The sequence below is a fragment of the Parabacteroides sp. TM07-1AC genome, assembly GCF_003480915.1.
Classification (GTDB): domain Bacteria; phylum Bacteroidota; class Bacteroidia; order Bacteroidales; family Tannerellaceae; genus Parabacteroides; species Parabacteroides chongii.
On record NZ_QUKD01000001.1, the window covers coordinates 256232 to 269845 of the forward strand.

The following is a 13614-nucleotide window of genomic DNA, read 5'->3' on the forward strand; positions in this document are numbered from 1 at the left end:
TAAATATTCTACATCGTATGAAAATAAAAGTATATATTTGTCGCACATCCAATATCGGATGTACAAAACTATTTAGCTATGAGTAAATTTATCAATCCCTTTTCAGATTTCGGATTCAAGAAAATCTTTGGCAGTGAAGTCAGTAAAGACTTAATCATCAGTTTCCTGAATGGAGTCCTCCACGAAGAAGTAATTGTAAACATCACCTTTCGCAATGTCGAATTACTCGGTATGAAACAAGAGCAGGGTAAGGTCGTATTCGACATATTCTGCGAAAATGAGAAAGGCGAAATCTTCGTGGTCGAAATGCAAAAAGCCCGTCAGAAGTTCTTTTCCGACCGTATCCTCTATTATGCTTCGTTCGCTATCCAGCAACAAACGATGATTGCCCGTGAAAAGACGAAGAAGGGTAAGAAGAAAGGTGACAAGAAACAATGGGGGTATAATATAAATAAGGTATACATCGTCTGTATCCTTAATTATGTAATGGATAAAAGTTATCCTGCGAAATACCGCTGGGACGTGGTGCGTATGGAGCGTGAACTGAAGATACCTTTCAGCGAAACACTGAACGAAGTGTATCTTGAGATGCCGAAATTTGTATTACCTTTGTCGGAGTGTAAGAGCATTTATTTGAAATGGCTGTATGTCTTAAATAATATAGATATAATGGAACGTCTACCGGAAGAACTGAACAATCAAATCTTCAAGAAGCTTAAAAGCATCGTGGAGATTGAACGTATGTCAGCCAACGAACGTTTGGAATACGAACTGAGCATGGCCGCCGAACGTGATATGCTTGGCGCTCTTGATGCCAAATATGAAGATGGTTTGGAAGAAGGTGAAGTGAAAGGTATTAAGAAAGGACGAGAAGAAGGTATTAAAGAAGGCATTCAAAAAGGTCGTGAGGAAATCGCAACCAACCTGAAGTCATTAGGCATGTCTCTTACAGATATAGCAAAAGCAACTGGTCTCACTATCGAGGAGATCGAACAACTCTAAAACATTCCCTTAAATTTTATCAATCGCATCTGTAAACTATATCAGATGCACCGAAAAGTTACGCAGCATCCTGTCGGGTGTTGCGCAGCTTTTTGTGTGTCTAAGAGTACCTTTTCCCCTCTTTGAGAGAGGGCAGGGGGTGTGTAAATTTCGAATTGTTAATGTGCGTAAAAAAAGGAAAGAGAGAATATGAAAAATGAAGCAAAAATAAAAAAGAACGATTTTGAGCAATCAAATGAAATTCAAACGGATAGAAGAGGAATGAAAATCTCTTTCTTACGGAGAAAGAGAGCGGTATCAAAATGCTTGAAAAACTTAGCTTAATGGGCGCTAAAGTAGCAACTTTTAACGACAGTAGCAGCGTTTTAAGGTATTTATTTGATACAATTTATTAAAGTTAAAATATGCTTACCCCATAAGCCTGGTGCGGAAACGTATTTTTATTACATCTAACTGGCTGTAAAACAGCTGTTAACGAGAAGAACGAAAAATTGCTCTCTTTCTCCGTAAGAAAGAGAGAGTTGAAAAAGTTGGAAAACTCGCAAATGATGTAGTAAAAAAAGGTAAATGGAATGAGACGTATAGGCAGTAATTTACAAAAACGAAGAGTTATTATGGCACTCTTAACACTAGTATTAATGAACACAGGTTGCGACGAACGATTCGACAATCCGGCGGTGAATCCGTCGGAAGAAAAGACGGTCGAAGTCAGCATGGCTATCGGCTTTGCCGACGAATCCGATGCCTGCAATCTGTCCGCTTCTACCAAGGCAAATGCAAACGCAAAAGGGAAAGGCGCATTCGATGTGGAGTTGGTTCCGACAGCGACAACCCGTGCGGATGCATCAGTGAAACCGGATCAACTCTACAAGCTGGAGATTCGTCAATATAAGCAAAATGGCGACTGTTATACCACTAAAGGTCAGACTCCAACAGATAAGGAAATCGGCCAACGTTTTTCCGTATCATTAACGGAAGATGCCGATTGCCAACTGGTCTTTGTTGCCTGGGGAGAAGGCAGTTCACTGTCGTTAGGAACAAAAGCTCTTTCCGATGCACAGGAAATATCAATCGATGCAACTACAATCAATGCAATTTCCACGACTAATATGAATAAAATGCCTTACGTCCTCCATCTGAAACATGTCAATGTAACAAGTGACGGCAAGATCACCAACCCTGATGGCGTAGATGTCCGCATCCTTCTCAAACGATTGGCTACCCGATTGAATATTTCCTGGGATTATAATGTCTCTGGTTATGACTTGAATCAAATCATCCTGCAAAGTATCCCCCGTAATTATAAGGTAGTGCCAGCTCCCGATGAAAAGAGCATGAATACATACCCATCTCTGATGGATCAATATGCCGATATCCAATTGACAGCAGCCCAGATAAATGCAACCAATAAAAGCTATTCCTGCTGGATTCCCGCCAACGTGCGTGGCATCAACACCGTCTCCAACGGTCCGCAATATCGTATCAAGGAGAATGCCCCTACAGGTAGTTCTTATGTCAGTTTTATTGCAGCTAATACCTCGAATGGAAAAAAGAAACTTAACTATCGCATCTATTTGGGAGGAAAAGATTATTCCGATTACAATCTGAATGAAAATACGGACTATAGCTATAAAATCAATTTCAAACATACCGGTCTGCCAGTCGACGACAAACGAGTGACCATCATCGACCCGATACCGGCATCACAGAATAATGAAAATCTGATTCCGACCGCCAACTGCTTCATGGTGGCTCCCGGTGGTGCATTTTGCTTCGATCCGTTTACTTACCAGCAAAAAGGAATAACAATAAACAATGATTCTTTAATAAGTTGGGCGAAAAATGAAGGTGGTATCACCTCTGTAAAATTACTTTGGCAGACCAAAGAGAATGGAGATATCGGCGATCCGGTAATGGGTGTTGTAAATTCGGCAGACGATCATACCAATGTGGTTGACATCAAGAGAACCGATGGAACATCGATTAGTACTAACCCTTTAAAGGCAGTTGGAGACGGTCGTATTTATTGTCGTGTCGCCCCAAACACAACCGGAGGGAGCGGAGTTATAGCTGCATGCAATGCTAAAGGGGAGATTCTTTGGAGCTGGCATGTTTGGGTAACTGATTATAGCCCTGATTCAAGAGGAAATATAGATGTACAAACACCTGAAAACAAGCGGAAACAAAAATATTACAGATCCGATTTTACCTCTCAGCTGCCTATGATGGATCGTAACCTGGGAGCCGTAGCCGGTTATAATAATATTCCGGAATCGGAACTGGATCGTTCGAAAACGAATGGTTTCCTTTATCAATGGGGACGTAAAGATCCGTTCCGAAGCAGTTATTCGAATAAGGCGATGAACAAAATTGATGTCCCTGCCATCGATAAACCGATTGTAGGTTTACTGAGTCTCTTCAAAGAAGACGGAGTCACTTTCTATCCGTTTGAGACGATTAAGAAAAAGAAATATTACCGGGATGCTTATAAAACCCCTCAGTATATGTATAAAGAAAATAGTACTTCATGGTATCCAGACTACGGGTCAGAGAGCTACTATCTTAATTCATGGGGGCAGAATGGTGATAAAGGACTTCACGATCCATGTCCGGCTGGTTGGAGAGTATGTCAAAAGAGTGACTATTACCCCTTGTTTACTAGTTCAAGCTATGACCCGGGGACAGTATCTTATAAATCTGCTACTTCGATTGATAAAGATGGTGGATTACTCATTTGTTACGATGGGAGTAATTATACCTATTATAGGTTTGCCGGATATTGGCAGGGTTTGACATTATATAGAGGTATAAACTTATTTACTTTTTTATGGTGCAGAGACATGTATTTCAACTATGGAAAAGGATCAAGAGCATATCACTTGATACTTAATAGTGAGACTTCACCATTAATAACACGGATTTATAATGATGGTAGAGGAGTCGAACAGGAAGCTCTGTCGCTCCGCTGCATCCAGGAACAAAAATAAACAAACACCCGGCGTAAGCCGGACTCAATAAACAACTAGTATTAACATTTAAAATTTACCAACATTATGGCAGATTACGAAAAAGACCATTACTGGGAATTTACCTTACGTGACAACCCATTGACAAAAGACAATACGGAAGATTGTGTTGCCGAGGTGAAAAGCGGTCCCAGAACCCTCCGCAAAGATGATATGGCGAAGGAAATTAAACGTACCGGCTCCGAGCTGAAGTTACAAACAATCCTGTCGGTCGTTTCGCAGGACAGCGAGATCATTCTCGAAGCCTTGCTGGACGGGAACAGCGTGATAACCGATCTCTTTCAGATCACTCCGCGCATCATAGGTGCTTTTGATAATCCGGATGCACCTTTCGATCCCACTATCCACCATCTGACACTCGATATCGTGCCTACCAAAATGGTTCGCGAAGCATTGAAAAAAGTCAAAGTCATTAACAATGGAGTGAAAGGCGACGTGGCACGTATTTCTTTGGTGACGGACACGCTGACCGGTTTGACCGATGGCACGATTACTCCGAACGAAGATATCATGATTACAGGCAACCTTATTAAAATAGCAGGTGACGAATCCGTAGCCGGTATCTTCTTCGTTGCCGAAGACGGTACGACAAAGAAAATATCCCGTCGTCTCACTCAGAACGATCCCAGCAAGATCATAGCCCGTGTCCCGGCCCTGGCCGACGGCAGCTATACACTGCGTATCGTGACTTTTTACAACAGCGGCAGCACTTTACTGAAAAATGTACGAACGCTGGAATATAAGAAAAAACTGATAGTAGGTGATGCCGGAGATGGTGAAGACGACCGTCCGGTGATCGAGTAATTAGTGTGCCCCTTCCACTAACGTTGGTGGAGGGGCGGCACTAACGTTAGTGGAAGGGGCACACTAACACGGGTGGCGATGGCCCACTAACGTTAGTGTTTTTCAATCCCGTTTACCGGTTGGGAAAAATCGGAAAAAGCGTTCTTTGACATGATGAGATTGATAAATTGTTTATCTTTGTGTTCGTACTTAAAAAGCGGAAACATGGAAACAATGCCGATCAGAAAACTCCCGGTTGGGATACAGGACTTCACCTCTTTAATAGAGGATGGATTTATATATGTAGACAAAACAGCTTTGGTTTATAAGATGGCAACGACCGGGAAGCCTTATTTTCTGAGCCGTCCACGCCGTTTCGGCAAAAGCCTGCTACTTTCTACCCTTGAAGCTTACTTCCTCGGACGAAAAGAAGTGTTCAAAGGATTGGCAATCGAAAAGTTGGAGAAGGACTGGAAAGTTTATCCGGTGCTTTATCTGAGTCTCAATGCTAAATACTATGAAACGAAAGAGAGCCTGGAGCAAATTTTGGAAGCTCATTTCATTGAATGGGAAAAAAAGTATGGTGCAACAGATCGTGATCTGGGGTACGAAGATCGTTTTATGCAGATCATCCGCCAGGCATACGAAAAGACGGGTGAAAAAGTCGTTGTTCTGATCGATGAATACGACAAACCGCTGCTTCGCTCACTTTTTGATGACAAACTTCATCATACTTACCGTGAGATGTTGACCGGTTTTTACACCGTTCTGAAAGATGCTGACCGCTATCTGCGTTTTGTGTTCATCACCGGAGTAACGAAGTTTGCGCAATTAGGAGTATTCAGTAATCTGAACCAGTTGATGGATATCAGTATGAATCCGGCTTATGCAACTGTCTGCGGTCTGACCCGGAAAGAGATTGAACGCGAATTTCAACCCGAACTGGCGGCTTTGGGCGAGCTTCATAAGCTGACCTACCAGCAGACGATGGACAAATTGACCTGGCTATATGACGGTTATCGTTTTTCGCCGTTGGGACAGGAAGGCATTTATAACCCATTCAGTATCTTGAATGTATTCAGCAGTTTATTGTTCCAGAACTATTGGTTCTCTTCCGGTACACCGACCATGCTGGTCGACATGTTGAAGAAGACCGATTACGACCTGCGACAGTTGGATGGAATCGAAGTACCACAGGCGGCACTGACCGATTACCGGGCCGATTTCCATAATCCGGTGCCGATCATCTACCAAAGCGGGTATCTGACGATCAAGGGATATGATGAAGAGCTTCATTTTTACCGTCTCGGTTATCCGAATGCAGAAGTGAAATATGGATGGTTGAACTTCATAACACCTTATTATACTCCGTTATCGGAGGCAAATGCACCGTTTTATATCGGTAAGTTCAGTCAGGAACTGCGGGCTGGTGATGTGGATGTTTTTATGGAGCGTTTGCGTGCCTTCTTTGCCGGCGTACCTTACGAGTTGAACGATGAGACGGAGCGTCACTATCAGATCATTTTCTATATTGTCTTCAAACTATTGGGGCAATATGTAGAAGCCGAAGTGCGCAGTGCCCGTGGCCGTGCCGATGCCGTAGTAAAAACGGCCGATTATATTTATGTCTTCGAGTTCAAGCTGAATGGCAGTGTCGATGAAGCTCTCCACCAGATCGACGACCGAGGCTACCTGATTCCTTACACTGCAGATGGCCGCCAACTGGTCAAAGTAGGCGCCTCTTTCGACAAGAAGAAACGCAATATCGGGGAATGGAAGCAATTGACAGTTGAGAATTGACAATTGACAGTTGGGCTTCGCGATCGAACATAGAAAGATATGAACTATTTTAATAAGAACCAGGTACGCGGATGACACGGATTAGGCGGATCAAAACGGATTAAATGATCCGATCCGTTCAAATCCGCTCAATCCGTGTCATCCGCGTACCTGGTTCTTTTATTTCGACAAATAGACTCATATCTGATAAATACTGAACTTATCGCCATTGCTATCTCCATTGACAAATTGCCAAATTATCCCATTTGACACATTATCCCTTTTATCAATCGCATCTGTAAAACGATAAAAACAGATGCACCGATCGTTACGCAGCATCCTGACGGGATGTTGTGCGGCTATCTGTGTATCCATAAATAAATTTATAAACAAAAAGTATGAGACTGAATTACATTGTAGCAAAACCGTTCCTGCTGGGTATCCTTCTTTTGTTGGGAGCCTGTCACGACGATGATAAGTCCGGGCCGGAACATAAAGGGGAAGGGCAACTGGTTGTTACGGTCAAGAATCCCGCGGGGCAGCCTTTGACACTCCGTGTTTTCGGGGAAGGGCTGAAGGAACCCTTCGAAAGCCGCCTGGAAGCGACCGAGAAGGAGGGAACATTCGGTGCGTGGCTGGCAGAAGGAGAGTATGACGCATTGGTGACGGCAGATGCACCCGGAGAAGTCGTGATAGACGGTATCGGTAGTTTGGCTACTGCAACCGCCTCCATACCCGTTCCCGAAGGGTCGGCAACGCTGCCGGCATTGAACGAACCCGTCTACACAGCTGCCAGTTCGGGTATCGTCCTTACCGAAGGAAAGACGAATGAACTGACGCTGAACCCCAAGGATATCCGTAAGATCGTGCGTTTTACGGTAACGGTTCCTGACGGGATGATGTCCGGTCCGATAGCCGCCACCCTGCGAGGCATTGCTTCGGCAGTCAGCCTGGCAAGCGGGGAGGTCGCTGCTTCCGCCACACTCCGCCTGACCCTTCCGGCACCCGATGCACAGAATACCAGCCGTACGACAGCAGGGATACTCGGCGTTGTCCGGACGGAAAATGTAATCCCCGGTGTCGACGACGATTCCCATCTGCTGGCACTTACCTGGAAGGCTGCCGACGGCAAGGAACAGAGCTATAGCGAAGACGTATCCAGTCAATTATATAAGGCTCTCGAAGCCGATGCCGATACGATAGATGTAACCGTGACTATTGCCGCCCGTGCCGATGATGTCCCTATACATTTATATACGGCTATCCGGACGCGTAGCCTTGTCGATGAGTTCAAGGATACCCCTGTAAATATCGCCGCCGGGACAGCATCCGGCAAATATGCCGAAAGTTGGGAAGGCATCGCTTCCGCCAACGAGATCGTGCTCAACCCCGAACGCTATTATCCTGCCGACGGTTCGCCGGTCTACCTGCGCGGTTATTATCCGGTCGCCCCGCTGGAGAATGGCGAAGTACATTATACACTGACGGGTAAGGAAGATCTGATGCTTTCCGTAGAGCAAAACGGTTCGCTGGACAACCGGTTCACAGCCGTCAGCACGCCGCTCACCTACCAGCATTTACTGGCACAGCTCAACTTCAAGCTAACCTTGAAAGGGGTGACCAACCAGTATCGTATACGTTCTGTCAAGCTCAACGGCATGGCAGAACGGGCACGTGTCAGTCTGGCTTCGGGCACAGTGGAACCGATCGGGCAGAGTGCCCCGGTTGTGATCTATACCGATCCGGGAACGGGTGGTTTCCCTATCACGGACGGGTCGGTGATGTTGCCCGGTTATGTCCTGGTACAGCCGGAAGCGGAGTTGACGCTCGATTTGGTATTGAATGTGGATGGCAATCCGGCAAATGACAAGGTATTCAAGAATCTCCCTGTCAATTTCACCGAAGGAGGTACGGAAGGGGGAAGTGCCTATGAGGTGGAAATATCCTTTGAGGTGCCGGATGATCCGGAGCCAACACCCGACCCGGAACCAACGCCTGACCCTACGCCTGATCCCGACCCTGATCCAAGTCCCGATCCTGGTCCTTCCCCAAAGCCGGACCCCGATCCCGAACCTGAACCCGAGCCGGAAAATGGCATCAAGGTAGAGGTAACCGCCAAAGTGACGGACTGGAATACAGGTGATAACGGTGGAGTGATCATTTGAAGTAAAGAAACAACAAAGAATTATATATCACTTATTATTAACAATTTATACAAGTAAAAAATGAAAAAGATTTTAAGTATGGCAGCATTGGCATTGATAATGGCAAGCTGCTCGAATGACGAAGAAACTCCGGAAATCAATCCGGGAGAAGTGACAAACGCTGTACCTGTACAGATCAGCCAGAAAGTGGCTGGGGTAGAGACGAAAGCGGCAGTGGGTTTGGGGAGTGAAATGACGGCCAATATAATAATGGTCGATGCAGGTAGTGATGCTAATAATCCTGATTTCAGTGCTTTTAGCCCTAAAAAGCTAAATACATTTACCGACAAACAGAGTGGTGGCTCCGGAGAAAAAGAACTTGCAAATGATGCCGCCCGTGCCAATGTAGCAATCGCCACATTTACGGCAGATGCAAACGGAAATAAGATTAAGTTGAATCCTACATTGTATTATCCTGTAACAGACAGTAAAAAGACTTGGATACTGGGTGTTGCTCCACAGGGTGTAGTGGATCAAACAAAGGTGACCTTTAACGATGTAGATGGTTTACAGGATGTGATGTATGCTGCAAAGGCAGGTGGTGTTGACAAGACAGCAACAGAAGCAATTGCACTTGAGTTCAAGCACCAAACGACCCAGCTTCTCTTCGTTGCCAAGTTTGCGGCAGGTACTGATCTGAGCACAACAGAATGGAAAGGCAAAACAGTCAGTGTAACAAGCATTGAAATACCGAATGCACAGGTTCCTAATGCAATAAATATCAAAGATGGTACATTGGAATGTACAGAAAAGAAACTTACCGTTGCCGGATGCAAGGAAGCTCTTGGAACAGATGCTTGCGCCAAAAGTGTGCCTGTAATGATAAAAGCATCTGCAAGCTTGGTTGTTAATCTTGTTTTGAAAGTAGGCGAAGAAACAGTTACATACAGTAACTTGGAAGTTAAAAAAGCAACGGGGGATAATTTGGCAACGGTAGCAGGTAAGTCTCATCTTATCACATTTGAAATTACTGCACCGGTAGGTTCGAGCCAGCCCCAAGTTGGTGCAACAGCTAAGGTCGTAGACTGGACTGTAGGTGACGAAGGTAAAGTCGAAATAAAATAACATATACAAAATCAGATGCAAGTGAAACGACAAAACATATATCTGCTGTTAGCCACGGCGCTATTGTCGGTATCAGGCTGTTCAAGTCCGGAGGAATCCGGGCTTGAATCAGTCCCTATCGAATTGCGTGCATCCGAAGCGGGAGAAGTGGAAACGAAAGCCGACGGGAACGGGATCGATAAGGAATTTGACACCCGCATTTTTGCCTCTAAACGCGACGGCGATTACACCAAGCTGACAACACCGGCAACTGACGACGAGTGGTATGCAGACACGAAGGTAACAACGAACGGTTCGATCTCGCTGTCGGATAACCCTGTTTATCCCCAATACGGAGACTGGCTCTATCTGGTTGCCGTTGCCCCTAAGCCTACGTCGTATGCCGATGCCGGAACAGTAGGCTATACCCTCGATGGTCAGACCGACATTCTGTATGCCGAACAGATACAGGGCAACCGATGGGACGGAAGTCGTTTCAGTAATAACACAGATAAGACTGTAACACCTCTCGAATACACCCACCAGCTTACCCAACTGAAGTTCAAGGCAAAGAAAGCCGCGGACAAAGGGCTGACAGTGAAAGTAAAGAGTATCACCGTAAAAGCCGTGACCTCCGCCATGACACTTACCTTGAAAGATGGCAATGCCACTTTCTCCGGATCAACAGACCTGGCGCTGACTTTGGCTGGTGATGGTACGGAGATTAAATCTGCTACTGCCACCGAGCTGGGTGTTTTGTTATTACCCCCGTCAACGTCAGACAAAGCCTACCAGGTTACCGTCGATACTTCCGTCGGTAAATTTGAAGATTTATCGATCGACTTTAGCAGTTCGAGCAATTCGAGTAGTTCAAGCGGTTCAAACGGTTCGAGTGGTTCCGGCAGTGCATCCGGCGATCATTTTGCGAAGGGACATTCGTACGAAGTCACTCTCAATATCAGTGACAAGGAATTAGAGATCCTGTCTGTTACCGTCGCTTCCTGGAGTTCGGAAGATAAAGGCGATCTCGACCTCAACTGATAATCAATGTAAACATAAAAAAACAACTAGTATTAAATTCAAACAAAATGAAACAAGTAAAGAATCTAAGCCTACTTATTATGGCAAGCCTGATGCTCTCCAGCTGTGGTAAAGAAGAAAATCTCCAATCCCCCATAGACAACACCGAAAAGGTAGAACTGGGTATTACGGCAGGGGTGGCACTAACGAAGAGTGCGATTGATGGGGGAGAACAAAAAAATACAACAAGTGGAAGCTTGATGGGGGCGATCGCTGTGTATGCGAAAGATAAAACTACTACTACTTCTTATCAAACAGGGAACAACTATGCATTGTATACGCGAACTGATGATAAGTGGGCAGCTACAGAAATTAGTTCAGAAACTCCTAAAATATATCTGACCAGTGATGTGGCAACAATCTATGCCTATCATCCGGCGTATAAACCGAATACAACAACAAATGCAATGGAAACGTCGGGTACGGCTTTAAAAATTACAGGTACGTTAGGGACTGATGCAAAAATTCCGGTAACGGTTTTTGAAGGAGGAACAGATACGGGTAATTCTTTAGACACAAAAAGTATAATCACTGTTCCTAAAAATTTTGATGCATCATCTAGCAAGATAATACTTTCTGCCCCCGGTGAAGTAGATTATATGTGGGCTGAAAAATCAGATAATACAGATAAATTCGAAGCCAGTAATGGTAAAGCAAGTGGCACGCCTCCAACATTCTCAGTTGCTTTAAACATGAAACATACCCTTTCAATGGTTAGTTTCCGTATCTATAATAATGGGCATTATAATAAAGCAGGGCATTTGACACAGATTAAATTGGAGAATGCTTCAGATGCTGTATTAAGTAAAGGAACTAATCCGACAATGGATATTGCTTCCGGAAGCATAACTCCAGGTAATGGATCTGCAGCAACATTCACTCGTATAATAAAAACAGCAACAGATGGTGGTTCTAATGATTATTATGAGCTACCCAAGCAAGGAGCTAGTGGCTATGAAGGAAATGATGCCGCCAAAAACGCCGCCGCCACTTTCAGCATCCTCGTTTTACCCGACGCTTCAGCCGTTGCTAAAAATACCATTAAAGTGACTTTCACGATTGATGGAGAAGCTTACTCTGTTAATCTGGCAGCAGATGCAACAACAACTAAGTGGGAAGCCGGCAAAAACAACATCTACACCGTTACATTAAGTGGTCAGGAACTCACTCTTAGCTCAGTTACAGTTGCAGCCTGGGGCGATGGACCTAAAAAAGATCTTGATGTCAAATAATAACGATAGATGATAAGTGATTCATATTTAGAAAGTTCTGAACTATTTTAATAAGAACCAGGTACGCGGATGACGCGGATTAGGCGGATCAAAACGGATTAAATGATCCGATCCGTTCAAATCCGCTCAATCCGTGTCATCCGCGTACCTGGTTCTTTTATTTCGACAAATAGACTCATATCTGACAAATATTGAAACATTCAAATCTGACGGCAAATGAACCTGTAATGGTGAAGTGATCATGATTAATATTAATTACAACATATAAAAACATTCAAACAATATGAAACCGTATAACTACCAGCTATTATTCTTGTTGCTAGGTGCGATTAGTCTCTCCTGCTCAAAAGAGGTGAAGGAAGAGGAGAGCGGTCCGGTAAGTCTTACTCCCCATATAGCCGGTATCTCACTGACGCGTGCCGGAATAGATGCAGCCGAGAAAGTAGATGCAATCGGCTTTTACGCCGTCAGTAAAGAAAGTACCGACAACACCTACGGAACATGGCCTGTCGGTACATACGGCAAGTTCACCGGAAATACATCAAATGGTCATACGACTTTTGCCCCTGCCACAGAACAGGACATCCTCTGGCTGGAACCCGAGAAAAACGCCATAATCTTCTCCTGTTACCCTGCGCCAACCAACGCATCTGACATCGTCGATGCCAGCACACTGAACGAGGACGGAACAACTATCTCTACCGGAACAAATGCTCCTGCGGCTACCCTAGACGCCCCTGTTCCGGTCATTCCCGTATCAACCAATGTATTTAGCCTGTCCCCGGCATTTCCAGCTGATGCAAACTTCGACTTTACCCTTCCCGCATACGATTACATGTACGGGGTTGCCTACGACGACAGCAATCCCAGTGCAGGAGAAAGTACTAAATTTCAATCGACCCAGCCTGTTGCCAACGGTAACCGTTCAGGCGGAACCGTCAACCAATCCGGTCCTAACGTAGCCATCGGTTTGAAACATGCTTTCTCACAAATCAAACTTATCATCAAGAAAGGAGATTCATATCCGGGCACAGCAACTAGGGTTACCGAAGTGAAATATACCCGCAAAATGAATACCCTGACAGACAACACCAAAATGAAACTGACTGACGGTACATTTCTAGGGATAACCCTTACAAATGATGCCGCTTACACCTACGATCTGAAATCGGCTACTCAAAATAGTGAAGGATTCGAGCTTACCTCCGACAAGAACAGTAACCTCACAATCACCAATTACGCCCTGCCTTGCGATGCCGCTAAATCGGTCATCAGCCTGACCGTCGATAAAAAAGAAATGACTATCGAATATGCCGATGACCCTCAATGGAATGCAGGAAAGATATACACCTACGCAGTAACGATCAACGGTACCGGCCTCGCTTTTTCGGGTGTCTCGGTAGTCGATTGGGACGACGACGGTAATAATAACAGTTCAAGTGGAACCCTGTAAAACAATCAGAT

10 protein-coding genes are annotated in these 13614 nt (G+C 44.9%); all 10 read left to right on the forward strand.

Annotated features, from left to right (window positions below; translation table 11 throughout):
- Positions 1–78 precede the first annotated feature (78 nt).
- The 10 genes from DXD68_RS01070 to DXD68_RS01110 all read left to right on the forward strand — a co-directional run bounded on the left by DXD68_RS01070 (position 79) and on the right by DXD68_RS01110 (position 13603).
- A complete protein-coding gene (locus tag DXD68_RS01070) occupies positions 79–1002 on the forward strand; it encodes an Rpn family recombination-promoting nuclease/putative transposase (protein WP_122359916.1) in 924 nt (307 codons plus the stop codon).
- A gap of 189 nt (positions 1003–1191) precedes the next feature.
- Positions 1192–1326: a hypothetical protein gene (locus DXD68_RS24635; protein WP_255419256.1), complete on the forward strand. Its 135-nt coding sequence runs from the start codon at positions 1192–1194 to the stop codon at positions 1324–1326.
- A gap of 290 nt (positions 1327–1616) precedes the next feature.
- Positions 1617–3989, forward strand: a complete 2373-nt coding sequence (locus tag DXD68_RS01075) for a DUF4906 domain-containing protein (RefSeq protein ID WP_233576956.1) — start codon at positions 1617–1619, stop codon at positions 3987–3989.
- Positions 3990–4055: 66 nt separating this feature from the next.
- Positions 4056–4832, forward strand: coding sequence for a DUF4469 domain-containing protein (locus tag DXD68_RS01080; RefSeq protein ID WP_122359918.1), 777 nt, complete (start codon positions 4056–4058; stop codon positions 4830–4832).
- A 204-nt stretch (positions 4833–5036) separates the two neighbouring features.
- On the forward strand, positions 5037–6611 hold the full coding sequence (locus DXD68_RS01085) for an ATP-binding protein (RefSeq protein ID WP_122359919.1): 1575 nt from the start codon (positions 5037–5039) through the stop codon (positions 6609–6611).
- A gap of 377 nt (positions 6612–6988) precedes the next feature.
- The gene (locus DXD68_RS01090) at positions 6989–8755 is read left to right on the forward strand and encodes a fimbrillin family protein (RefSeq protein ID WP_122359920.1); all 1767 of its coding nucleotides are present in this window, start codon (positions 6989–6991) and stop codon (positions 8753–8755) included.
- Between the two features lie 60 nt (positions 8756–8815).
- Entirely contained in the window at positions 8816–9859 is a 1044-nt protein-coding gene (locus DXD68_RS01095) for a fimbrillin family protein (protein WP_122359921.1), read from the forward strand.
- Between the two features lie 21 nt (positions 9860–9880).
- Complete coding sequence (locus tag DXD68_RS01100; protein WP_122360484.1) at positions 9881–10879, forward strand: fimbrillin family protein; 999 nt, start codon at positions 9881–9883, stop codon at positions 10877–10879.
- A gap of 47 nt (positions 10880–10926) precedes the next feature.
- Positions 10927–12150 (forward strand): fimbrillin family protein, encoded by a 1224-nt coding sequence (locus tag DXD68_RS01105; protein WP_122359922.1) that lies wholly within the window; start codon positions 10927–10929, stop codon positions 12148–12150.
- Between the two features lie 283 nt (positions 12151–12433).
- On the forward strand, positions 12434–13603 hold the full coding sequence (locus DXD68_RS01110) for a fimbrillin family protein (protein ID WP_122359923.1): 1170 nt from the start codon (positions 12434–12436) through the stop codon (positions 13601–13603).
- The last annotated feature ends 11 nt before the right edge of the window (positions 13604–13614 follow it).

Coding starts and splice junctions, on each gene's coding strand:
- DXD68_RS01105 (WP_122359922.1), top strand. CDS start 10,927: ATGAAACAAGTAAAGAATCTAAGCCTACTTATTATGGCAAGCCTGATG.
- DXD68_RS01085 (WP_122359919.1), top strand. CDS start 5,037: ATGGAAACAATGCCGATCAGAAAACTCCCGGTTGGGATACAGGACTTC.
- DXD68_RS01070 (WP_122359916.1), top strand. CDS start 79: ATGAGTAAATTTATCAATCCCTTTTCAGATTTCGGATTCAAGAAAATC.
- DXD68_RS01110 (WP_122359923.1), top strand. CDS start 12,434: ATGAAACCGTATAACTACCAGCTATTATTCTTGTTGCTAGGTGCGATT.
- DXD68_RS01095 (WP_122359921.1), top strand. CDS start 8,816: ATGAAAAAGATTTTAAGTATGGCAGCATTGGCATTGATAATGGCAAGC.
- DXD68_RS24635 (WP_255419256.1), top strand. CDS start 1,192: ATGAAAAATGAAGCAAAAATAAAAAAGAACGATTTTGAGCAATCAAAT.
- DXD68_RS01090 (WP_122359920.1), top strand. CDS start 6,989: ATGAGACTGAATTACATTGTAGCAAAACCGTTCCTGCTGGGTATCCTT.
- DXD68_RS01080 (WP_122359918.1), top strand. CDS start 4,056: ATGGCAGATTACGAAAAAGACCATTACTGGGAATTTACCTTACGTGAC.
- DXD68_RS01075 (WP_233576956.1), top strand. CDS start 1,617: ATGGCACTCTTAACACTAGTATTAATGAACACAGGTTGCGACGAACGA.